18 protein-coding genes and 1 tRNA gene are annotated in these 21,945 nt (G+C 40.8%); 5 read left to right on the top strand and 14 right to left on the bottom strand.

Features of this window, described 5'->3' with window-relative positions:
* Nucleotides 1-9 precede the first annotated feature (9 nt).
* The gene (locus I2E21_RS01630; protein WP_195410211.1) at nucleotides 10-255 is read right to left on the bottom strand and encodes a FeoA family protein; all 246 of its coding nucleotides are present in this window, start codon (nucleotides 253-255) and stop codon (nucleotides 10-12) included.
* Nucleotides 256-447: 192 nt separating this feature from the next.
* Here I2E21_RS01630 and I2E21_RS01625 point away from each other — a divergent pair, with 192 nt between their 5' ends.
* From I2E21_RS01625 to I2E21_RS01615, 3 genes are read left to right on the top strand one after another with little or no spacing between them, the layout of a single operon-like run.
* Nucleotides 448-1,152, top strand: coding sequence for an N-acetylmuramoyl-L-alanine amidase (locus I2E21_RS01625; protein ID WP_195410210.1), 705 nt, complete (start codon nucleotides 448-450; stop codon nucleotides 1,150-1,152).
* A gap of 12 nt (nucleotides 1,153-1,164) precedes the next feature.
* On the top strand, nucleotides 1,165-2,529 hold the full coding sequence (gene radA, locus I2E21_RS01620) for a DNA repair protein RadA (protein WP_195410209.1): 1,365 nt from the start codon (nucleotides 1,165-1,167) through the stop codon (nucleotides 2,527-2,529).
* Nucleotides 2,526-3,224, top strand: coding sequence for a DUF6873 family GME fold protein (locus I2E21_RS01615; protein ID WP_195410208.1), 699 nt, complete (start codon nucleotides 2,526-2,528; stop codon nucleotides 3,222-3,224). Before radA ends, I2E21_RS01615 begins: the two co-directional genes overlap by 4 nt.
* 135 nt (nucleotides 3,225-3,359) lie before the next feature.
* Here the strand turns inward: I2E21_RS01615 and I2E21_RS01610 are convergent, their stop codons facing one another.
* Nucleotides 3,360-4,358 (bottom strand): tyrosine recombinase XerC, encoded by a 999-nt coding sequence (locus I2E21_RS01610; RefSeq protein WP_022234274.1) that lies wholly within the window; start codon nucleotides 4,356-4,358, stop codon nucleotides 3,360-3,362.
* Between the two features lie 315 nt (nucleotides 4,359-4,673).
* Here I2E21_RS01610 and I2E21_RS01605 point away from each other — a divergent pair, with 315 nt between their 5' ends.
* Complete coding sequence (locus I2E21_RS01605) at nucleotides 4,674-4,871, top strand: hypothetical protein (protein ID WP_195410207.1); 198 nt, start codon at nucleotides 4,674-4,676, stop codon at nucleotides 4,869-4,871.
* A gap of 136 nt (nucleotides 4,872-5,007) precedes the next feature.
* Here I2E21_RS01605 and aguB read toward each other — a convergent pair whose 3' ends face one another.
* The 11 genes from aguB to I2E21_RS01550 form a co-directional block, all read right to left on the bottom strand.
* Nucleotides 5,008-5,886 (bottom strand): N-carbamoylputrescine amidase, encoded by an 879-nt coding sequence (gene aguB / locus I2E21_RS01600; protein WP_195410206.1) that lies wholly within the window; start codon nucleotides 5,884-5,886, stop codon nucleotides 5,008-5,010.
* Nucleotides 5,883-7,022: an agmatine deiminase gene (gene aguA / locus I2E21_RS01595; protein WP_195410205.1), complete on the bottom strand. Its 1,140-nt coding sequence runs from the start codon at nucleotides 7,020-7,022 to the stop codon at nucleotides 5,883-5,885. The genes aguB and aguA overlap by 4 nt, the downstream gene beginning before the upstream one ends.
* On the bottom strand, nucleotides 7,023-8,150 hold the full coding sequence (nspC, locus tag I2E21_RS01590) for a carboxynorspermidine decarboxylase (protein ID WP_195410204.1): 1,128 nt from the start codon (nucleotides 8,148-8,150) through the stop codon (nucleotides 7,023-7,025). It abuts the gene before it with no gap.
* Nucleotides 8,151-8,154: 4 nt separating this feature from the next.
* On the bottom strand, nucleotides 8,155-9,414 hold the full coding sequence (locus I2E21_RS01585) for a saccharopine dehydrogenase family protein (protein ID WP_022234282.1): 1,260 nt from the start codon (nucleotides 9,412-9,414) through the stop codon (nucleotides 8,155-8,157).
* A 24-nt stretch (nucleotides 9,415-9,438) separates the two neighbouring features.
* Nucleotides 9,439-10,293 carry a polyamine aminopropyltransferase gene (gene speE / locus I2E21_RS01580; RefSeq protein ID WP_022234283.1) on the bottom strand — a complete coding sequence of 285 codons (855 nt, stop codon included), beginning with the start codon at nucleotides 10,291-10,293 and terminating at the stop codon, nucleotides 9,439-9,441.
* Nucleotides 10,294-10,351: 58 nt separating this feature from the next.
* Nucleotides 10,352-11,800 (bottom strand): aminotransferase class I/II-fold pyridoxal phosphate-dependent enzyme, encoded by a 1,449-nt coding sequence (locus tag I2E21_RS01575; RefSeq protein WP_195410203.1) that lies wholly within the window; start codon nucleotides 11,798-11,800, stop codon nucleotides 10,352-10,354.
* Between the two features lie 452 nt (nucleotides 11,801-12,252).
* The gene (locus I2E21_RS01570) at nucleotides 12,253-14,034 is read right to left on the bottom strand and encodes a bifunctional homocysteine S-methyltransferase/methylenetetrahydrofolate reductase (RefSeq protein WP_195410202.1); all 1,782 of its coding nucleotides are present in this window, start codon (nucleotides 14,032-14,034) and stop codon (nucleotides 12,253-12,255) included.
* A 19-nt stretch (nucleotides 14,035-14,053) separates the two neighbouring features.
* On the bottom strand, nucleotides 14,054-14,812 hold the full coding sequence (locus I2E21_RS01565) for a HesA/MoeB/ThiF family protein (protein ID WP_195410201.1): 759 nt from the start codon (nucleotides 14,810-14,812) through the stop codon (nucleotides 14,054-14,056).
* 82 nt (nucleotides 14,813-14,894) lie between these two features.
* On the bottom strand, nucleotides 14,895-16,649 hold the full coding sequence (locus I2E21_RS01560; protein WP_195410200.1) for a 1-deoxy-D-xylulose-5-phosphate synthase: 1,755 nt from the start codon (nucleotides 16,647-16,649) through the stop codon (nucleotides 14,895-14,897).
* A gap of 127 nt (nucleotides 16,650-16,776) precedes the next feature.
* The gene (locus tag I2E21_RS01555) at nucleotides 16,777-19,278 is read right to left on the bottom strand and encodes a heavy metal translocating P-type ATPase (RefSeq protein ID WP_195410199.1); all 2,502 of its coding nucleotides are present in this window, start codon (nucleotides 19,276-19,278) and stop codon (nucleotides 16,777-16,779) included.
* A 9-nt stretch (nucleotides 19,279-19,287) separates the two neighbouring features.
* A complete protein-coding gene (locus I2E21_RS01550) occupies nucleotides 19,288-19,590 on the bottom strand; it encodes a metal-sensing transcriptional repressor (RefSeq protein WP_186934732.1) in 303 nt (100 codons plus the stop codon).
* A 296-nt stretch (nucleotides 19,591-19,886) separates the two neighbouring features.
* On the opposite strand from I2E21_RS01550, the gene I2E21_RS01545 reads away from it, so the two are divergent.
* Nucleotides 19,887-19,971: transfer RNA gene (locus tag I2E21_RS01545), tRNA-Leu, on the top strand.
* Nucleotides 19,972-20,065: 94 nt separating this feature from the next.
* Here I2E21_RS01545 and I2E21_RS01540 read toward each other — a convergent pair.
* A complete protein-coding gene (locus I2E21_RS01540; RefSeq protein WP_195410198.1) occupies nucleotides 20,066-21,628 on the bottom strand; it encodes a recombinase family protein in 1,563 nt (520 codons plus the stop codon).
* Nucleotides 21,629-21,945: the final 317 nt, after the last annotated feature.

Below are 21,945 nucleotides of genomic sequence, written 5' to 3'. Positions count from 1 at the left end.
TTTAATTATTTATGCGAAATCCCGATTTAGGCGTACCGTAATTTTACTGCAATCGCTTTCTCTAAGCGCAATTACCGTTCCTTTTGACAAATACGCTGTCGGGTCGCCAAACGGACTTTTCATTATCGGCACAATTTTCTCACCCTCTGTTATGCCCATATCAAAAATTCTGTTTTTTATGCCGTTGCCGCACTCGATACTGTCTATATAAACCTCGCAATTCAGCGGAATTTTGTCAAGAGTTGTTTTTTCCATTAACTTCACCTGAATTTTCTGTACATTGCATATAGGTGTGCGCCGTACTTACATTTTGATTACTAACAGAGTATTCAGACAAAACTATATAGTTACAATTTTAGTTTTGCCTTTAAAATTTACATTGCCTATGTTATAATTGTTATAAGCAATGCACTCCGCACATAAAAATAAAACGGGGTGTTCGGCTTTATGAAACTTAAGAAAATCTTGTATTTTACAATATGTTTTATTCTTATAATCGCTTTTGTTTTCCTGATTACAACGGCTTATTTTCGCCTTAATGTACTGACGAGTGAAAGTAATGTCAGCGAAAACACGCATACTGTAATAATCGACGCAGGTCACGGCGGTGAGGACGGCGGCGCTGTAAATGATAACAATGTGGTGGAAAAAGACCTTAATCTGCAAATATCCGTAAAACTTGCGGATATGCTTACACTGTTCGGCTATAAAACAGAGCAAATCAGAACAGAGGACAAATCCGTATATACGCAAGGCGAAAATGTGCGACAGCGCAAAGTTTCCGATATGAAAAACCGTCTTTCTGTATTTAATTCAAATCCTGAAAATGTGGTAATCAGTATTCATCAGAATAAGTTTACCGAGAGCAAATACAGCGGAACGCAAGTTTTTTATTCACCTAACAATCCGCAGAGCGCCGATCTTGCAGAGAGTATCAGACAATCTGTAAAAACTATGCTCCAGCCTGACAATGAAAGGGAATGTAAGAAAGCGGATAAAAGCATTTATCTTTTAAAAAATGCGACTGTGCCCGCTGTAATTTGTGAATGCGGATTTATCTCTAATGAAAGCGAATGTGCAAAATTGCAGGACGATACCTATCAACAAAAAATGGCTTATGCGATAGCTGTCGGACTGATGAATGTTTATTAAAGGAAGTTTAATATGGCAAAAATTAAAAGTGTATATATATGCTCGCAGTGCGGCTACGAATCACCGAAATGGTACGGAAAATGTCCGACCTGCGGCGAATGGAACACAATGGAAGAAGAAATCAAAGAAAGCGTGAAAGCTGCGCCTGCCGTAAAAAGAAAGGTAGCTTCTGCGGTTTCTTCTCCTTATTCAATTACGGAAATCACCACCGAAAACGAGCACCGCTACGATACGGGCTGCGGCGAACTTAACCGTGTGCTTGGCGGCGGCATTGTAAAGGGCAGTCTTATTTTGCTCGGAGGTGACCCGGGTATCGGCAAATCAACCGTGTTACTGCAAATATGTCAATATCTCGGCAACTCAATGAAAGTTCTTTATGTGTCGGGCGAAGAATCGCAAAGACAGCTTAAGTTAAGGGCAAACCGACTCGGTGTAAATTCTCCGAATCTTTTTGTAATGACCGAAACCGATGTAGAAGTAGTATGCGAACAAATCCGTGCTGAAAAGCCCGATATAGTAATGATCGACTCAATTCAGACAATGAATCTTACAGAATTAAGCTCCTCACCGGGCAGTGTAACGCAGGTCAGAGAATCGACAAACTGCCTTATGCGCACGGCAAAATCGCTTGATATTCCAATGTTTGTGGTAGGTCATGTAAACAAAGAGGGTTCAATTGCGGGTCCGAAAGTGCTTGAGCACATCGTTGATACCGTACTGCACTTTGAAGGTGACAAGCAGATGTCATGCAGAATTTTAAGAGCAGTCAAAAACAGATACGGTTCTACAAACGAAATCGGCGTGTTTGAAATGACCGACACGGGACTTGTGGAAGTGCCCAATCCGTCTGTAATGTTGCTGTCGGGCAGACCGAAAGGCGTATCGGGTACTTGCGTAACCTGTACAATTGAGGGTTCTCGTCCTATTCTTGCGGAAGTTCAGGGACTTGCAACGCAAAGCGGCTACGGCAACGCTCGAAGAATGGCAACGGGCTTTGACTACAACCGACTTTCGCTTTTGCTTGCCGTGCTTGAAAAAAGAGCGGGATATTATTTTTCAAACAATGACGCTTATATAAACATTGTCGGCGGTCTTAGAATTGACGAACCTGCCATTGACCTTGCGGTCGCAATGGCGCTTATCAGCAGTCTGAAAGATGTTCCGATTGACGAGAATGTTGTAGTGTTCGGCGAAATCGGTCTTGCCGGCGAAATCAGGGCGGTTTCTCAAGCTCAATTAAGAGTAAACGAGGCTGTAAGGCTTGGATTTACAAAAATCATTCTTCCGTATCACAATCTGAAAGCCGTAAAATGTGACGGTGCAGAGCTTATCGGAGTTAAAAATATAAGACAGGCCTTTGAGGCAGTCAGCATATGAGCGCCTTTGTAATGTCCGACGAGTACCCGAAACTTTGCAAAGCAATTGAAATTTTTGGGTACGATATTATACCGTCGGATAAAATTTTACAATTTAATACACCCGAGCAGCGGCACATTGATATGCAAATGCTAAAAATCAACAACGATATTTTTCTGCTTAAAGAATGTAATAATTTAAAAAGACTTCGTGAAAACAAAGATTATAATATAATTCTTTGCAAGAACAATATTGATGGCAAATATCCGCATTGCGTGGCACTTAATTGCCTGTATATCAGCGGAAAATTATACGGCAGGGAAGAGGCTATAGATGTTTCAGTCAAAAATTACTGCAAGGAAAACGGCATTGAGATAGTCGATGTAAAACAAGGTTACACACGCTGTTCAACTGCGGTTATCGGTAAAAACAGTGCCATAACCGCTGACAGCTCAATCTATAATGCGCTTACCAAAAACGGAATTGATGTTCTGAAAATCGACAGCGGAAGCATAAGACTTGACGGATACGATTACGGATTTATCGGCGGTGCGTGCACAATGATTGATGACGGTACTGTAGCGTTTTTCGGTGATATAAAAACTAACCCGAACTTCCGAAAAATCGAAAGATTTTGTATAATTCATAATGTAAAAATAATTAATTTAGCAGAAAATAAACCGCTTACAGATGTAGGCGGCGCAGTAAAAATATGACAAGCCCCGGCTTTGGAGAAATCAAAGTCGGGGCTGTTTTTTATTAGCGCCTTTATCAAAAGTTGGGGTAAATTATGGTTTAGATTAAATAATTTTAAAATTTAGGTCAACATTATAACTCGTAATAAATTTTTATTATTTTTCATCAGATTTTTTATTGGATTTTTGCTTTACCTTAGACAAAGGATTTTTCTCGGCGGCATTTTTCATCTGCTCGGAACTTAAGTGGGTGTAAATCTCGGTTGTGCCGAGGTTTTCGTGACCGAGCACATCTTTTAGCACTCGTATGTCAACTCCGCCGTACTGATACATCAGCGTTGCCGCAGTGTGCCTTAGCTTATGACAGGAGTAGCCCTGTGCATTCAGACCGATTTTTTCAAGATATTTATACACCATAGCCTGTATGGTTTTTACGCTCATTCTGCGGTGATTTCGGCTGATAAACAGCGCATATTTGTCCTTAACGCCGTCAACAGGCCGCACCCGCATATAATTTTCTATTGCGGAAACGCAGGCGGAATTAAGGTAAATAATTCGTTCTTTGTTGCCCTTGCCGACAACACGCATAGTGTCATCCTGATGAATGTCCGTGTAATTCAAAGACGCCATTTCAGACACACGCAAGCCGCAATTTAAAAACAGCGTGAGAATACAGTAATCACGCTCCTTATAATCACCGTCGACTGCATTCAGCAATTCAAGACTTTGCTCAAGCGTAAGATACTTTGGCAAAGATTTTTTCTTTTTTGGAACTTCAAGCTGTTCAACAGGATTGCTGTCAAGCACGCATTTTTTTGTTGCGAGATAGTTAAAATAACCCTTAAGGCTCGAACATTTACGGGCACGGGTAACATTTTGATTTTTGCGCTCACGCTGAATATAATTCATAAATTCATATGCGTCATTCAACGTGACGGTTTTCACAAGTTCAAGGTCAACATCAGAAATCGAAATGTTCTCAAATTCAGAATCATTCGGAACAAGTCCACGCTGTAATTTTATAAATCTGAAAAATGTACGCAAATCTATGTAGTACTCATCAACGGTTTTCTGTGATTTTCCTTTGACCGTCTGCATATAAAACAAGTAATCCTTGATTATCTGCGGCGCTTCATCTATGAAAGAAATACTCATTTAAATGCTTCACCTTCCCCCTCAATTATACAAAACATTGATTTTGTATAATTAGCTATATTTTTATACAAGGGTAGAAAACCTGTAATTCGATTACAGATTGCAGGTCTTCTACCCACTTTACTTACACATTATTATATCATATGACATATAAAAAGCAAAGCGTTTTCTCAATTGCATTTTACATATCTTCTGCGTTGTAAATAGATGCGACCATCTGTACTTTTTCTCCAGGTACCGTCAGTTCCGGATATCTGCGAATTGCCTTCTTCTTACACTTGACAAACTATATCCGTATTTTCTGCTTGCCTTTCCATGTTCATGAGAAGTAACTCCTTTCCGGTAAAGGTAAACTACACCACTGACGAGTATCTTGACGAGGATATAAAGAATAACGAACTTATCTTCCCGAGTGATGAATATCTCGACAAATGTTATGTATTTACAAATGTACCCGACGATGTTTACAGCTATATGCAGGAACAGTTTGTAAAAATTCAGGCGGATAAATAATCAAAATAAAAGCAAACAGAGCAGACTTAAAATTACGGTCTGCTCTGTTTTTATGATTTTGTTATGTATCAGAAATTAAATCAGCATTTTACTTTTTAATATTCTGTCGCATATCAAGCACATATTTTTCTCCTAATCACTTTTCGGTTATTACCTTATAGCAATCGGGGCGTCTGTCACGGAATATTCCCCAGCCGAGTCTGTTTTGAAAAATCTCGTCAAGGTCAAATTCAGCTGTAAGCACGGTTTCTTCATCTCTTGACGCAGATTTAATAATCTCTCCCGTTTCGTTTGTAATGAAAGATGAGCCGTAAAAAACGAGTGAGGATGTCTGATTGCCGTTTTCGTCACAAGGGGTTACATCTTCCCTACCTATGCGGTTTGCCGCAATTACGGGAATTACATTTGCCGCAGAATGTCCCTGCATACATCTTCTCCAATGCGGCATACTGTCGCACTCAAGTATAGGTTCTGAACCGATAGCAGTCGGATAGAAAATCAATTCGGCGCCGTTTAACGCAAGCGCTCTTGCGGTTTCGGGGAACCATTGATCCCAGCAAATGCCTACACCGATTGTACCGAACTTAGTTTTAAAAGTTTTGAACCCCGTATCACCAGGAATAAAGTAAAATTTCTCCTGATAATAATGGTCGTCGGGAATGTGAGTTTTACGGTATACACCGAGAATTTCACCGTCCGCATCAATTACCGCAGCACTGTTAAAAAGGCGGTTTCCGTCACGCTCGTAAAAGCTGACAGGAATAACAATTTCAAGTTCTTTCGCAAGTTTTGCAAAATGTTTTACAGCGTCGTTTTCAAGGGTAGGCTTAGCAAAATTGTAGTAGTCATATCGTCTTTCCTGACAAAAATACTGTCTTTCAAACAGTTCGGGGAGTAAAACAATATTTGCGCCGTCTTCTTTTGCCTGTCGCACAAATTTTTCGGCATTTGCTATATTCTCCCAAACATCGGTTGTACATTTCATCTGAACCGCCGATACCTTAACTTTTCTCATATTTTACCTCCCTTATCGGCAAACGGAATTTGTTGTGTAATGCAATGAATATTGCCTCCGCCGACAATAATATCTCTTGCATAAATCGGAATAATTTTTCTGTCTTTGCAAACTCTTTCAAGAATTTCTGCGGCAACTCTGTCGCTTTCGGCATTTTCACCGCCGAATTGAGGCAAAATCACAGCGCCGTTGCAAAAATAAAAATTAACATACGATGCCGCAAGCCTTTCTTCGACTTCTCTTGTGTCCTCTCCGTCCTCGAATATATATCCTTTTATATCGTTTTCGGTAACTGTCACGGGAATTTTCGGAACAGGCAGTTTATGGACCTTAATCTTTCTTCCTTTATTGTCGGTTGAATTTTCAAGAATATCAAGGCACGCTTTTGATATTGCATATTGCGGGTCATTTTCATCATCACACCACGCAAGTACAACCTCGGCGGGAGCGACAAATGCGCATATGTTATCTATATGACCGTTGGTTTCGTCATTATAAATACCCTTTGGCAGCCAGACTGTTTTATTTATACCGAGGTATTTATTTAGCTTTTCTTCAATCTCGGCTTTTGTCAGTTGCGGATTTCTGCCTTTGCTTAACAGACATTCTTCTGTTGTAATGAGCGTGCCCTCTCCGTCAGTGTGAATTGAGCCGCCCTCAAGCACAAACGGATGTGCGTCATACATCGGAACGCCAAGCGTTTTGCAAAGTTCATATGGAATTTTATCGTCATTCTCCCAATTTGCATACAGACCGTCATATTCGCCGCCCCATGCGTTGAATTGCCAGTCGATGGCACGAATTTCGCCGTTATTGTTTACAACAAAAGTCGGGGCGGTATCCCTTGCCCATGCATCATCGGAATTTATATTCAAAACTTCCGCATTTTTAACACCTTCAAGGCAAGCCTTTGCGTGAGCAAATTTTTTGTCGCTTGCAAGCACAAATACCTTTTCAAACTCCGCAATTTTTCCTATAATTTCCGCAAAAACCTTTTCGGCAAATTTTGCCTCATAGCACCAACTTCCGGGTCTTTCGGGCCAAATCATAACGGTGGCGGAATGTTTTGAAAATTCAGCAGGCATACAAAAGCCATCGTCAATCGGAAATTTGTTTTTTATATACTCAAAGCTCATTTATGAAAGCCTCTCTTTAAAATCGTTGTACGAAAATTCTTTTATAACCTCGCAGTTATCTTCATTATGCATAAGCACAATTGACGGCAGCGGCATACCGTTAAAGGTATTGTTCTTTACCATTGAGTAAATCGCCATATCCTCAAAAATCAGTCTGTCACCTATTTTAACTTCACTGTCAAAGCTGTAATCGCCGATTACATCGCCTGCAAGGCAGGTACAAGATGACAAACGATAAGTAAACGCTTTTTCATTAGGCTTACCGCTGTTTTTGAGCGGCGGCCTGTACGGCATTTCAAGAACATCAGGCATATGACAGGCGGCAGATGCGTCAAGAATCAGAATATCAAGTCCGTTGTGAACAATGTCCATAACCTCTGTAATAAGATAGCCTGCATTCAGTGCCGCTGCCTCACCTGGTTCAAGATAAACTTCAACATCGTATTTATTTTGAACATACTTTATAAGGTCAACAAGCGCCTTTGTATCGTAATCATCTCGTGTAATATGATGTCCGCCGCCAAAGTTGAGCCATTTTGCGTTATAAAAATACTTGCCGAACTTTTCTTCAACTGCCTTAAAAGTAGACACCAAATCATCTGAATTTTGCTCGCACAATGTGTGAAAGTGAAAGCCCTCAACTCCGTCAAGCAAATCTTCTCTGAAATTTGCCTTTGTAACCCCAAGTCTTGAACCGTAAGCGCACGGGTCATAAATTTCGTGTCCCTCTTGTGTGGAAAATTCGGGGTTAAGTCGTATGCCTACGCTTACATCTGCATTTTGCCATTTATCCCTGTATTTTTCAAGTTGAGAAAATGAGTTAAAAACAATATGACCGCAGATTTTTAAAATCTCTTCAAAATCATTCTCCTTAAAAGCAGGTGCGAAAATGTGCGTTTCTTTTCCGAAACATTCGTGACCGAGTTTAGCCTCATAAAGCCCGCTTGCGGTTGTTCCCGACAGATATTTGCTCATAAGCGGATACACGCAAAATGCCGAAAAAGCCTTTTGAGCAAGCAGGATTTTACAGCCTGTTCTGTCTTGAACGCTTTTTAATATTTCAAGGTTTTTTATCAGCTTTTGCTCATCTATAACATAGCAAGGTGTTTTTAATTCTGTAAATTTCATCGGCTTACTCAACTGTTACGGGATTTTCGTCAACAACCCAAGGAAGGCCGAATTTATTAAGTGCCTCCATATACGGATCGGGGTCAAACTCCTCAACATTATAAACACCAGGCTTTTTCCACTGACCGCTAAGAACAAGTGACGCACCGATCATAGCTGGCACACCTGTTGTGTATGATACAGCTTGCGAGCCGACCTCTTTATAGCACTCCTGATGGTCGCACATATTGTAGATGTAAATTGTCTTTTCTTTGCCGTCCTTAACGCCTGTAAAGATACAGCCGATATTTGTCTTGCCCTTAGTGCGTGGACCGAGAGATGCAGGGTCAGGCAAAAGAGCCTTTAAGAACTGAATCGGTACAATTTCTCTGCCCTCATACATAACAGGCTCGGTAGAAAGCATACCGACATTCTCAAGGCACTGCATATGTGTAAGGTAGCTCTGTCCGAATGTCATAAAGAAGCGAATACGCTTTACATTCGGGATATTCTTTGCGAGTGACTCGATTTCCTCGTGGTGAAGCAGGTACATATCCTTTTCGCCCACACCGTCAAAGTTATACACTCTCTTAATCTCCATAGGTTTGGTTTCAATCCACTTGCCGTCTTCCCAATACGAGCCGTTTGCGGATACCTCACGAAGATTAATTTCAGGGTTAAAGTTTGTTGCAAACGGATAGCCGTGGTCGCCGCCGTTGCAGTCGAGAATATCTATATAATGGATTTCATCAAAATAATGCTTGAGCGCATATGCTGTAAATACGCTTGTAACACCCGGGTCAAAGCCTGTACCCAAAAGTGCTGTGATACCTGCTTTTTCAAACTTTTCTTTATATGCCCACTGCCACGAATAATCAAAGTAAGCGGTAAAGCCAAGGTCTTTGCAGCGTTTTTCATAAACAGCTTTCCATTCGGGGTCTGTTGTGTCCTCCGGTTCATAGTTTGCCGTATCAATGTAGTCTGTTTTGGTTTCAAGGCAGGCGTCCATAATTGTTAAATCCTGATACGGAAGTGCGAGGTTTAATACCGCATCGGGCTTGTATGAATTAATAAGAGCCACAAGTTCATCCTTACTGTCGGCATTTACCTGTGCGGTTGTAATAACCGTTTTTGTTGTGTTTTCAAGTTTTGCTTTTATAGCGTCACACTTTGATTTCGTCCTGCTTGCAATGCAAATTTCTGTAAAAACATCGCTGTTCTGACAACACTTGTGAATTGCAACACCTGCAACACCGCCACAACCGATAATTAAAAGTCTGCTCATTCTGTTTTCCTCCAATATATAAAATTATTTTTCTTCTTCTGCAAGTAAATCTTCAACATATTTCGGCAGCATAAATGCACCTCGATGAAGATTGGTCGTATAGTACCAAGTTTTTATGCCACGCTTGTTCCATCTTTTAGCGTCAAGGTCTTTGAGCGGATGATACTTTTTAGATGCAAAGCCAAACAGCCAATAACCTGCGGCACAGGTAGGAATATGTGCCTGATACACACGGCTTATCGGAAATGAGTTGTACACTCTCTTGTGCATAGCCTTACAAGCACCCTCGTCCTCATCATAGAACGGACTGCCGTGCTGATATACCATAATTCCGTCATCCTTAAGTGCCTTGTAGCAGCTTCCGTAAAACTCTTTTGTAAAAAGTCCCTCAGTGTGTCCGAACGGGTCTGTAGCGTCATTTATAATTAAATCATATTCGTTATGACTTGTTCTTAAAAACCTTAAACCGTCCTGATAATATATATTTACTCTTTTATCTTCAAGACCCTTTGAGTTGTCGGGGAAATATTCCTTGCACACCTCAACAAACATCTCGTCAGGCTCAACAACATCAATAACTTCAATCTCTTCATAATGTGAAAGCTCTCTGGCAACACCGCCGTCGCCGCCGCCGATTACAAGCACCTTTTTTACATTCGGATGAACCGCCATAGGCACATGAACAATCATCTCGTCGTAGGTGAACTCGTCTTTCTCACTGAAAATCACATTACCGTCTGAAGTAAGAAATCTGCCAAACTCCACAGAATCAAAAACATCAATTCGCTGAAAATCACTCTGACCGCTGAATAGCTGTTTTTCAACTCTTATAGAAAGTTCAACATTATCGGTATGTCTTTCAGAAAACCAAAATTCCATATAAACACTCCTTTGGTTTGTTTTTTACAAAACGCATTATTAGTAACCTTAAAAAACTTTATTTCAATACATTAAGTTTTTCAATATACGGGTCTTCCGTACCCTGCATTGAGCAGCCTTTTGCTTTTGCATAATTAATATACTCTATAATTTCATCTGTAATCATTTCGCCCGGGGAAAGAATCGGTATTCCGGGCGGATAGCACATAACAAATTCACTGCAAATTCTTCCTGCCGTCTGTTCAATCGGCAGCATTTCTTTGTCTGCATAAAACGCATCTCTCGGTGTTGCCGATACAATAGGCGGAATGTACTCCATACTAAGCATTTTTGCATTGTCCTTTGAATAAAGCCTTTTAATATCGGCAAGCGCACCTACAAGTCTTTCAATGTCCTGTATTCTGTCGCCGATTGAAATATAGGCAAGTATGTTGCCTATATCGCCGAATTCTATCTGAATATCGTATTCGTCACGCAGTAAGTCGTAAACTTCAATTCCGGCAAGCCCTATATCTCTTGTGTAAACTGAAAGTTTGGTTACATCGTAATCAAACACGCTGCTGCCATTGTTAAGCTCTCTGCCGTAAGCGTAGTAACCGCCGATTTCGTTTATCTCATTTCGGGCATATTCAGCCATTTTCATTACTTTACCGAACGACTCTTCTCCTCTCAAGGCAAGGTTTCTTCTTGAAATATCAAGACTTGACATAAGCAGATAGCTTGCGCTTGTGGTCTGCGTAAGATTAATTATCTGCGCCACATACTCCCAACGAACATTTTTGTTTGTAAGCAGCAATGAGCTTTGCGTAAGACTTCCGCCGGATTTATGCATAGACACTGCCGCAATATCTGCACCTGCCGCCATAGCCGATACAGGCAAATCCTCACCGAAATAGAAATGTGTGCCGTGAGCCTCGTCTGCAAGCACTTTCATACCGTGAGCATGCGCAAGTTTTACAATTGCTTTTAAATCGGAAGCAATACCGTAGTAGGTCGGATTATTTACAAGAATAGCAACGGCATCGGGATTTTCTTTGATCGCGTTTTCAACTTGAGAAAGTTCCATACCGAGCGCTATTCCGATTTTTTTGTCAACATCGGGATTTACATATGCAGGCACCGCACCGCAGAGCACAAGAGCATTAATAACACTTTTGTGCACATTTCTCGGCAAAATAATTTTATCGCCTGCTTTGCATACAGACCAAATCATACTCTGCACTGCGGAAGTTGTACCTCCGACCATAAAAAATGCATGACCTGCGCCGAATGCATCCGCCGCAAGCTGTTCCGCCTCCAAAATTACCGATACGGGGTGACAGAGATTATCAAGCGGCTTCATTGAATTTACATCAAGACCTACGCATTTTTCCCCGAGAAGTTCAACGAGTTCGTGATTTCCTCTTCCTCTTTTATGTCCCGGCACATCAAAGGGCACTACCCTTTGTTTGCGAAATTTTTGCAGAGCCTCATACAGGGGGGCTTTCTTTTGTGTGTTTATATCCATTTACATTACCCTTTCGGCTTATCAAAAATAATGCAACAAAAAACAGGCGGCACAATGCACCACCTGTTTGATTAACGGATATATGATTTATTTTCTGTAGCTTATGCTGACAGTTAATAGAAGAATTCCGTTTTCAGAGCTAATGTAGCAAATATACCGTTCTGCTCTTATTGACCGTTTCACAAGTGATGTGCTGTTGCACTGATGATAAGTAATCGACTTATAAAATTTGAGCTTTTAACTCAATCAATAATGTGGCTTGCGCCACGCTCGGCAGCTGACCCGCCTGTCCGTATGGGCTTAACTTACATATGCAAGTGGTCATATATTTGCATGAAAACAGAAATCTTTTTCACGCTAAATTAAGTAAGATATACTCTTACAACAAATTTATAATAAACCAAAACTAATATTTTGTCAAGAAATTTATAGGGTTTTACATAAATTTTATCTTAGACTTCCTGTATAATTCTCTTAAGCAAATATGTTCGGTTAAACGGGAAAGAAAAATAATAACCGTCCGCAAAATCTCTTGTAGCCGCAATCATTTCTTTTGCAAGTTCAACACCTACATTTTCGCCGTCTTCACGGTCGGCATTTTCGGGATAACGCTCAATAACTTCATCCGTAACATTAACTCCCGAAATTTCGTTTTTCATAAACAGAGCATTTTTGCGGCTGACCAACGGCATAATTCCGCACAAAATTCTTGCACCCGTTTCTTCTTTTACTCTGCGCAAACGCTCGGCATCTTCTGCTGTAAATACAGGTTGAGTAAGGAAAAATTCTGCGCCTGCCTCCATTTTCTTTTGTACACGCTTAATTTCCGATTCTATTCTTCGTCTGCTCTGATTTATAGCGCCGCCGTAAGTGAGCGGACTGTCTTTTAATGCCTCGCTGTTCATTTCATCGGCAATGCGCATAAGACCCACGGAGTCGAAATTAAACACAGACTTTACTACTTGTCTTGCCATAACGGGGATAGGGTCGCCTGTTATGATAAGAAAATTATTAATGTCGTTTATACTTGCGCCAAGAAAAGTTGAGCGCATGGCAATGGCGTTTTTGTCACGGCAACAGATGTGCGGCATAACTTCAAAACCCGTTACATTCTTGACTTTCTGCGCCATAAGCACAGAGTCGATTCTTGTTCTGCCCGAAGGAGAATCGGGAAATGTTAGTACGTCTACTCCAAGACCTTTGAGCATATGTGCTGCCTCAAGCAGTTTTTTATCATCTGCGCCGAAAGGCGGAGCAAGTTCTACCGCAATAAGCTTTTTATCTTTAATTGTACCGTCGGCATTTCTGAAAAAGCTCTTTTTTATAACAGGCTTTTCGTTTTCGTTGTTTGCGGAAGTTTCATCCGATTTTACGGTAGGTGTAAGGTCAATGGTTTTTGCAACTTCTCTTATGTAATCAGGTGTTGTACCACAGCAACCGCCTATAATATCCGCTCCGAGCAAAGCCATACCATTTACCTTAGACGCAAAATATATCGGATTATCAGCATATTTTACACGGTTGCGCACAAGTAAAGGATAACCGGCATTTGGCATAGCCGTGGCAAAACAATTGTTGTTAAGATTAATTTTTGACAATATCTGCTGCATATGGGCAGGACCTACACCACAGTTAAGACCTACGGCGTCAACGCATTTTGAAAATGCAGTTTCGCTAACAAGTCTTTCAGCACTTTCGCCCGCCTCACTGTAACCGTACTGATTCACGCAGAACTGCACAATTATAAACGGATTACATTCCTCTTTAATTCTCTTTATTGCAGGCATAATATGTTCGGACTGTGTAAAGGTTTCAAAACATAAAATATCTGCGCCCTCATCTATAAAAGTTTTCGCAATCTGATAGTATTCTTCTTCCACAGCCTCAAAATCAGGCTGAAAAACTGCGGGAACAGGACCGATATTGCCTGCGATAAATATTTCTTTTCCGCTCTGCTCAACCGCTTCTTTTGCAATTTTGTAAGCCGCTTTTATATTTTCCTTAACCTTTTCGATTGAGCAGTCAAGAGAGTATGTATTGCTCGCAAAAGTGTTGGTTCTGATAAGTTTTGCACCGCTGTTTATATACTCGGTATGAATTTCCGATATTCTCTGCGGAGCGGTAATATTTGCATATTCGGGAATATCGACCGTTTTATATTTTTGGGAATAGTATGTGCCGAAAGAGCCGTCTGCAATCAGCTTGCTCTTTTTAAGGTATTCTCTGATATTCATAATTTCTCCTATATTTTTATTATGCCTGCTTTGCGCAAGCCTTGCAATTCGGGTTTTGTTTCGGGAGTTTTATTTTGCGAAAAGACGCATTTAAAGCATTATAAATAAGCATATAGCCGCATAAAAGTTCACCCTTTGAGAGTAAAAACTTTATTGCCTCCATTGCCTGCAAACTGCCTGTTACTCCGCAAGCCGCACTTATAACTCCTACCTCCTTTGGAAGAGGTACATCGCCCGCTTTCGGTTCTTCTTCAAAAACACATCGGTAGCACGGAGATTTGCGCGGAATATATGTCATAAGCTGACCTTCAAAACCGACAACGCCTGCATGACAAAACGGCTTTTCCGTCTTTACACAGTAATCGTTAATCAAAAACTTACTGCCGAAATTATCGGTGCAATCAAGCACAAAATCATAATCAGAGATAAGCTCGGCTATATTTTCACTGTTCACATATGTTTTGTAGGTTTTGACATTAACATCGGGATTCAACTTATTTATTTTTTCCTTAGCCGATTCAACTTTTGCTTTGCCTATATCGGCACAGTTATGTATAACCTGTCTTTGCAGATTAGACACATCAACTTCGTCGGCGTCTGCAATGCCAATTGTGCCTACTCCTGCGCTTGCAAGATACATAAGCGCAGGTGAGCCAAGACCGCCCGCACCGATTACAAGTACGCTTGAAGAAAGCAACTTTTTCTGTCCGCTCTCTCCTATCTCTTTCATTACAAGCTGTCTTGAATAGCGTTTGTTTTGTTCGTAGGTTAAATTCATAAAAACTCCTAAAATAAAAATCAGGGCAGAAAAACTCTGCCCTAATATTTTAATACTATTTGATTGTAATTGTCAACTTAAATCAGATAAAATCTTTAATATCCTCGCAAATCTGCTCTTTGGTGAGATGATTTTCGGCAAGAACTTCATTATAGTCATATCTGTCGAGAAACTCTTTCTTTAAGCCGTAGTTAAATACTTTGACATCCGATTTACCGTAAAATCTTGCAATTTTTTCGCCGAAACCGCCGTTAAGAATACCGTCCTCAAGTGTAATTACAACATCGTGAGTTTTTGCAAGTTCTGCAAGCAAGTCTTTGTCCGTACCTGTAATGTAAACAGGATTTACAACGGTAGCGTCAATACCGTACTGCTTTTTAATTTCATCGGCAACACTTTCACCGAGCTGATAGAATGTGCCGAGTCCGAGAATTGCAACCTTGCCACCTTCTTTTGTGACGCTGTATTTGTTAAGATTGTCAAAGTCAATCGGTTTGTAATTCGGATTTGAAACAACTCCATTGCCCGGTACTCTGATTGCAACAGGGTACTTTCTCTGCGACATACTCCATTCAACCATAGCAAGATATTCTTCCTTGCAAGTAGGTGCAAGATATACAAGGTTCGGAATATTTGAAAGCATTGCAATATCGTAGATACCGAGGTGAGTTACATCGTTCATACCGAATACTGTCGCAGCAAAAACAATAATTGTAACAGGGTTTGAATTAATACATAAATCCTGTGAAATCTGGTCATATGTTCGCTGTATAAATGAACTGTAAACACCGTAAACAGGTTTAGCGCCGTTTTTTGCCATACCCGAAGCAAGAGCAACTGCGTGCTCCTCGGCAATGCCTACATCAATAAACTGCTTGCCTGCAATGTCACGCTTGTCCTTTGTAAAGCCTGCAACTGTAGGTGTGCCCGAAGTAATAACAGCAACGCTTTTATCGTTCTTCATCTTATCAAGAAGATAATTTACCGTAATATCGTCATAGCTTTCGCCGTCAAATTCAAATTTAGATCTGCCTGTTTCAATGTCAAACGGCATACACCAGTGCCAATTCTCTTTGTCCTTTTCGGCAGGAGCATAACCCTTACCCTTTTGTGTGCAAATATGAACGACTACAGGGTGGTCAATGTCTTTTACGCTTTCAAAAGCTGAAATAAGCTGTTCAATATCGTTGCCGTCCTTGACAAATACATAGTCAAGTCCCATTGCCTTAAAGAGGTTACACTCTGCCTTACCGTCCGTATCTCTTAAAAGTTTGAGATTTTTATAAAGTCCGCCGTGATTTTCGGCGATAGACATATCATTATCGTTTACAACAATAATAAAGTTGCCGTCAAACTCGCCTGCATAATCAAGACCCTCAAGAGCCTCTCCGCCGCTTAACGAACCGTCGCCGATTACGGCAATTACATTTTCCTTGCCGCCGTTTAAATCTCTTGCCTTTGCAAGACCCGACGCAAGGCTGACAGATGTTGAGGTGTGACCGATATTAAATAAATCGTGCTCGCTTTCGTCAGGATTTGCATAGCCTGAAACATCGTCATACTTATCTTCAAAAATGAATGCGTCTTTTCTGCCTGTAAGAATTTTGTGGCAGTAACTCTGATGCGATACATCAAAGACAAACTTGTCAACAGGTGAATTAAACACATAATGCAATGCTATAATAGCCTCCGCCATACCGAGGTTAGGGCCGAAGTGTCCGCCGTGGATACTTAACTTTTTTATGAGGACTGTACGCATTTCCTGTGCAAGCTGTTTCATTTCTTCCGTATTGAGTGCTTTTACATCTTGAGGTGAATTAATTTTTTCAATATACATAATAACATCTCCTGTAAATTTTATAAAGATATTATAACTGTTAAAGCTGACTTTAAGTCAATAGTTTTTTTAAAATTTTTTGCAAAAAATTTGCAGATGCCGTTTAAATCGACATCTGCAAATAAAATTATGAAATTGAAATTACATTGTATCCCTGGTCTTCGACAGTTTTCTTGAGTACATCGTTTGAAACTTCTGCTGTAAGTGTTACAACAGCAGTGCCTTTTTCGTGGCTTACTTCTGCCTGACTTACCTGTGCAAGTCCCTCAAGACTTTGTTTTACTCTGCCCTCGCAGTGTGAACACATCATACCGTCAATTTTCATTGTCTTTGTCATAGCATTATCATCCTTTTTTGATTTATATTTTATTTTTCTGTCTTTCTTTGGATTTGTAATGTCAAAGAAATTCAGCCTTAGAGCATTGGTTACAACGCAGAAACTCGACAGGCTCATTGCCGCTGCACCGAACATCGGATTAAGCTGCCAGCCGAGCAACGGAATCCAAACGCCTGCCGCAAGCGGAATACCGATAACATTATAGATAAATGCCCAGAAAAGATTTTCGTGGATATTTCTTAATGTTTTGCGGCTAAGTCTTACCGCTGCGGGAACATCCGTAAGTTTGCTCTTCATAAAAACAACATCGGCGGCATCAATTGCAATGTCCGTACCCGAACCAATTGCCATACCTATATCCGCTCTTGTAAGCGCAGGTGCGTCATTTATACCGTCGCCGACCATAAGAACCTTGCCCTGCTTTTTGAGTTCGGCAACAACTTTTTCTTTACCGTCAGGCAGTACGCCTGCAATAACTTCGTCAACACCTGCAAGTTTTCCTACAGCCTTAGCTGTTCTCTCATTGTCGCCCGTGAGCATTACAACCTTAATGCCCATATTTTGTAATTGTTTAATAGCCTGCGGACTTTCCTCTTTTATTACATCGGCAACGGCTATTATTCCCAAAAGCTTGTTATCGAGCATAAAGAACAGCGGTGTTTTGCCCTCTTCGGAAAGTTTGTCGGCTTTGCTTAATATATCGTTTGAAATACCGATAATTGAAGAAATATATTTCTTACTGCCGCCGATAATCCTTTTACCGTTGTATTCGGCAGACAATCCGCTACCCGATTCAGCCTTAAAATCTGTAACTTCATACGGATTTAAAGAAAGTTCCTCCGCTTTTACGATTATCGCTTTTGCAAGCGGATGTTCGCTTTTGACTTCAATTGAATATGCATATTTTAAAAGTTCATTTTCTGTGATTTCAAACGGAATAATATCTGTAACCTTTGGTTCGCCCTTAGTGATAGTACCCGTCTTGTCAAGTACGGCAATTTGAGTTTTGCCTGCCTCTTCAAGAGATGCTGCGGTTTTAAAGAGAATACCTTTTCTTGCGCCCATTCCGTTGCCGACCATAATAGCAACAGGTGTGGCAAGTCCGAGTGCGCACGGGCAACTGATTACAAGAACCGATATACCTCTTGCAAGCGCATAACCTACAGTCTGACCGCACAAAAGCCAAACCGCAATGGTAATAAGGGCTATCACGATTACTGCAGGAACGAATACACCCGAAACCTTATCGGCAATTTTAGCTACGGGAGCTTTGGTTGCCGCAGCGTCGCTTACCATTTTAATAATTTGAGAAAGCGCAGTGTCTTCTCCTACAGCCGTTGCACTGCATTTAATAAAGCCTGATTTATTGATAGTACCTGCCGACACGCTGTCACCTAATGTTTTATCAACGGGAATACTCTCGCCTGTAAGAGCCGACTCGTCAACAGCTGTACTGCCATCTGTGATTTCAGCGTCAACGGGAATACTCTCACCCGGACGAACAACGAATACATCGCCTTTTTTCACCTTATCAACAGTTACTTCGGTTTCTTTGCCGTCAATCAACAAGGTTGCTTTTTTAGGTGCAAGGTTCAAAAGTGCCTTGAGCGCATTTGTCGTCTTACCTTTTGAGTGAGCCTCAAGCATTTTGCCCACCGTAATCAGCGTAAGAATCATTGCCGCCGATTCAAAATAGAACTCGTGCATATAACTCATAACAAGTTCAGCATTGCCTTTTACCTGAGCGTCTGTCATAGCAAAAAGTGCATATACGCTATATACAAACGATGCACCCGAACCAAGCGCAACAAGCGTATCCATATTCGGCGAACGATGAATTAATCCTTTAAAGCCGTTTATAAAGAATTTTTGGTTAATCACCATTATTATAACGCATAGCAACAGCTGAACAAGTCCCATAGCGATGTGGTTGTCTGTAAAAAAGTTTGGCAAAGGCCAACCCAACATCATATGTCCCATAGATATATACATCAGCACTGCAAGAAAACCGACAGATGCAATAAGTCTGTGCATAAGAACAGGAGTGTCTTTATCTTTCAATTGATCGGTTTCGGCAGACTGTTTTTTCTCTGCGCCTGCCACACTCGCACCGTAACCCGCCTTTTCAACGGCTGCGATTATGCTCTCGTCACTTGCACTGCCCTCTACTCCCATAGAATTTGTAAGCAGGCTTACCGAGCAGGACTGTACGCCCTCAACCTTTGAAACCGCTTTTTCAACACGGGAACTGCAAGCAGCACAACTCATTCCCGTAACATTAAATTTTTTCATCAAAAGCACCTACCTCATAAGCTTTTGCAAGGTTGCGACAAGGTCGTCAATTGTTTCGTCTTTACCGTTGCGAATATCCTCCGCCACACAGGTTTTGATATGATTTGCAAGCAGCTCTTTATTAAATGAATTGAGTGCCGCATTAACGGCAGAAACCTGAACCATAATATCGGTGCAATAGGCATTTTTCTCAAGCATACCTTTAATACCCCTTATCTGCCCCTCTATGCGGTTAAGACGATTGATGAGAGCCTTGTACTCTTTCTCGCTTCTTTGCTTTGTTTTATTACTGTGACAATTTTCACATGCCATAAAATCAGTCCTTTATACTTTCATACCCCATAAGGGTATATTTATTATATACCCCCGTATGGTATATTGTCAATACTAAGATATTGATTCCAAAAATTTTATAGATATACTTATAGCAAAAAGCATTATATTCACCTTAAAACCTGTCACATACTTTTTCGTACGAAATTCGTGCAAAATGAAATTTAAAATTCTCTTGATTTTTAAAAATAAATCTGTTATAATAATCTCATTGCGGATTAAGCGATTAGCTCCGCCTCGGTTTGCTATGCCGTGTAAAAATTAAGAGCACCTATGCGGGTGTGGTGGAATTGGCAGACACGCAAGATTTAGGTTCTTGTGCTTACCGGTGTGCAGGTTCAAGTCCTGTCACCCGCACCATATCGAGTGTTCATAAGGGATTTGACTTATGAACACTCTTTTTGTTTTGTCATATAATTTTTATGTACGAGCAAGGGTAACACCTTGCTCTTTTTCATGCCGTGAATTGTTCGGTTATATACTCTACGGCAACACCTTTGCGTGTATCCGCAATGTGGGTTTGTTTTGCGGTGTTCGGCAATTCGATATATCCGATAAAACGGTAATATATAACTATTCGTTGCGTTCGACTTTTGCCTGTACCCTCTGTTTCAAAAATATCAATATGGTCAATCAGCTCTCGAAGCAGCGGTGATGTCAGATTATCCATTTGCATAAACCTGCGAATTGCCGATATGAATTTTCCATATTCCGAATTGGTGTTTTTCAACTCTTCGATTTGGTGTCGAGTATCCGCAATTTTGGCTTTTAAGTCCATACGCTCTTTTTCGTATTTATGAGATAACTCAACAAACCACTCATCACTGACTTTTCCGATTACATTATCCTCATATAGCTTTTCATAAAGTTGCGATACCGTGTTGCTGCGTGCAATCGCTTTTTGCAGTTCCGTCTCTAAAAATTTTTTGTCTTTTTCTCTTTCTTCGTCATTTTTCCGCAAAAGCAGTTGTGCAAAATATGGCTCGTCAATTTCCAAAATTTCAACAAGTCGCCTTAATTCAAGTTTTACAACTTCTTCAAGGGCGTCTGCTCTGACATAATGTCTCCCAGGGCAATTTCCACGATAATCAACTTTGTTATCCGAACAAGTGAAATAGTGAATTTCTTTATTCGAGGTGCTTGTGTGGTATCTCATTTTACTGTGGCAATCTCCGCAATATATCAATCCGTTAAATATACTCCGTTCGCCGTTTTCTTTTTTCGGAGCCCGACGCTTTGTTTTTGAAATAAACTTCTGTACGGTTTCAAATGTTTCTCGGTCGATTATCGGCTCATTAACATCCTTGAATACAGCCCAATTCTCTTTGGAGTTTTCATATCTTGTTTTGTTTTTAAATGACTTGGAATATGTTTTGAAATTGATAATATCTCCGCAATACTCTTGTTGAGAAAGAATTTTCTGAACAGTTGTCTTACACCATTTGTACGGATTGGTTTGTGTTTTCTTTCCGCCTCTGTTCAGTCCTTTAGACCGCCAATAAGCCATAGGAATAAGCACTTTGTTTTCCTGCAATTCTCTTGCAATGGTTTCGTTGCCTTTACCGTCGAGGCACATTTTGAATATGCTTTTCACAACGGTTGCGGCTTCGGGGTCAATTATCCATTTCTTTTTGTTTTCCAGTGATTTCGTATATCCGTAAGGCGGTTGCGATAGCGGCTCTCCCATACTGCCTCTGAGCCTATGAGATGAACGAATCTTTTTTGAAATGTCTCTTGCATACATTTCGTTTAAGATATTCTTGAAGGGTGCAATTTCGCTTTCGCCTTCATCGCTGTCAATGGCATCATTCACGGCAATAAAACGAACATTATGTTCGGGGAAATAGCTGTCGGTATAATTACCTACCGAAACATAATCACGGCCGAGACGGGATAAATCTTTAACCATTACGGCAGAAACAAGTCCGATTTCAATATCGTCGATAAGCTGTTGAAATCCGGGGCGGTTGAAAGATGAGGTTAGATAACGATACTTTTTGAAACATAGTAAAATCAAGGTTTTTCGGACAACGGACAAGCATGGTTTGTACTACAACTAAATATTGCACCGCACAAGCGGCGTTTCTCACTTCCACCCGGAAGAACAGGAACGCCGCTTTTTTCATGCCCTTTGTTACGCAGTAGGGGCAAAAAAAGCCTTGCTATAAGCGGCTTTGCGGGTGCGTTTTTCACACGGCAAGGGATTGATACCTAAACCCTCAAAATCGCCGTTCTACTGCGTAACAAATCCACAGCAAAAGGAGTGATGAAGCTATGGCAGTTTTCCGTGTGGAACGCAACACAGGCTACACCGTAATGAGCAACCACCACTTA

Source organism: Ruminococcus sp. BSD2780120874_150323_B10, assembly GCF_015553695.1.
Lineage (GTDB): Bacteria > Bacillota > Clostridia > Oscillospirales > Acutalibacteraceae > Ruminococcoides > Ruminococcoides intestinale_A.
This window is presented reverse-complemented; position numbering and strand designations above follow the sequence as displayed.

Bases quoted from the DNA above. Each gene is read 5' to 3' on its own strand.
- I2E21_RS01630 (WP_195410211.1), bottom strand. From the start codon at position 255: ATGGAAAAAACAACTCTTGACAAAATTCCGCTGAATTGCGAGGTTTAT.
- I2E21_RS01625 (WP_195410210.1), top strand. From the start codon at position 448: ATGAAACTTAAGAAAATCTTGTATTTTACAATATGTTTTATTCTTATA.
- radA (WP_195410209.1), top strand. From the start codon at position 1,165: ATGGCAAAAATTAAAAGTGTATATATATGCTCGCAGTGCGGCTACGAA.
- I2E21_RS01615 (WP_195410208.1), top strand. From the start codon at position 2,526: ATGAGCGCCTTTGTAATGTCCGACGAGTACCCGAAACTTTGCAAAGCA.
- I2E21_RS01610 (WP_022234274.1), bottom strand. From the start codon at position 4,358: ATGAGTATTTCTTTCATAGATGAAGCGCCGCAGATAATCAAGGATTAC.
- I2E21_RS01605 (WP_195410207.1), top strand. From the start codon at position 4,674: ATGTTCATGAGAAGTAACTCCTTTCCGGTAAAGGTAAACTACACCACT.
- aguB (WP_195410206.1), bottom strand. From the start codon at position 5,886: ATGAGAAAAGTTAAGGTATCGGCGGTTCAGATGAAATGTACAACCGAT.
- aguA (WP_195410205.1), bottom strand. From the start codon at position 7,022: ATGAGCTTTGAGTATATAAAAAACAAATTTCCGATTGACGATGGCTTT.
- nspC (WP_195410204.1), bottom strand. From the start codon at position 8,150: ATGAAATTTACAGAATTAAAAACACCTTGCTATGTTATAGATGAGCAA.
- I2E21_RS01585 (WP_022234282.1), bottom strand. From the start codon at position 9,414: ATGAGCAGACTTTTAATTATCGGTTGTGGCGGTGTTGCAGGTGTTGCA.
- speE (WP_022234283.1), bottom strand. From the start codon at position 10,293: ATGGAATTTTGGTTTTCTGAAAGACATACCGATAATGTTGAACTTTCT.
- I2E21_RS01575 (WP_195410203.1), bottom strand. From the start codon at position 11,800: ATGGATATAAACACACAAAAGAAAGCCCCCCTGTATGAGGCTCTGCAA.
- I2E21_RS01570 (WP_195410202.1), bottom strand. From the start codon at position 14,034: ATGAATATCAGAGAATACCTTAAAAAGAGCAAGCTGATTGCAGACGGC.
- I2E21_RS01565 (WP_195410201.1), bottom strand. From the start codon at position 14,812: ATGAATTTAACCTACGAACAAAACAAACGCTATTCAAGACAGCTTGTA.
- I2E21_RS01560 (WP_195410200.1), bottom strand. From the start codon at position 16,649: ATGTATATTGAAAAAATTAATTCACCTCAAGATGTAAAAGCACTCAAT.
- I2E21_RS01555 (WP_195410199.1), bottom strand. From the start codon at position 19,278: ATGAAAAAATTTAATGTTACGGGAATGAGTTGTGCTGCTTGCAGTTCC.
- I2E21_RS01550 (WP_186934732.1), bottom strand. From the start codon at position 19,590: ATGGCATGTGAAAATTGTCACAGTAATAAAACAAAGCAAAGAAGCGAG.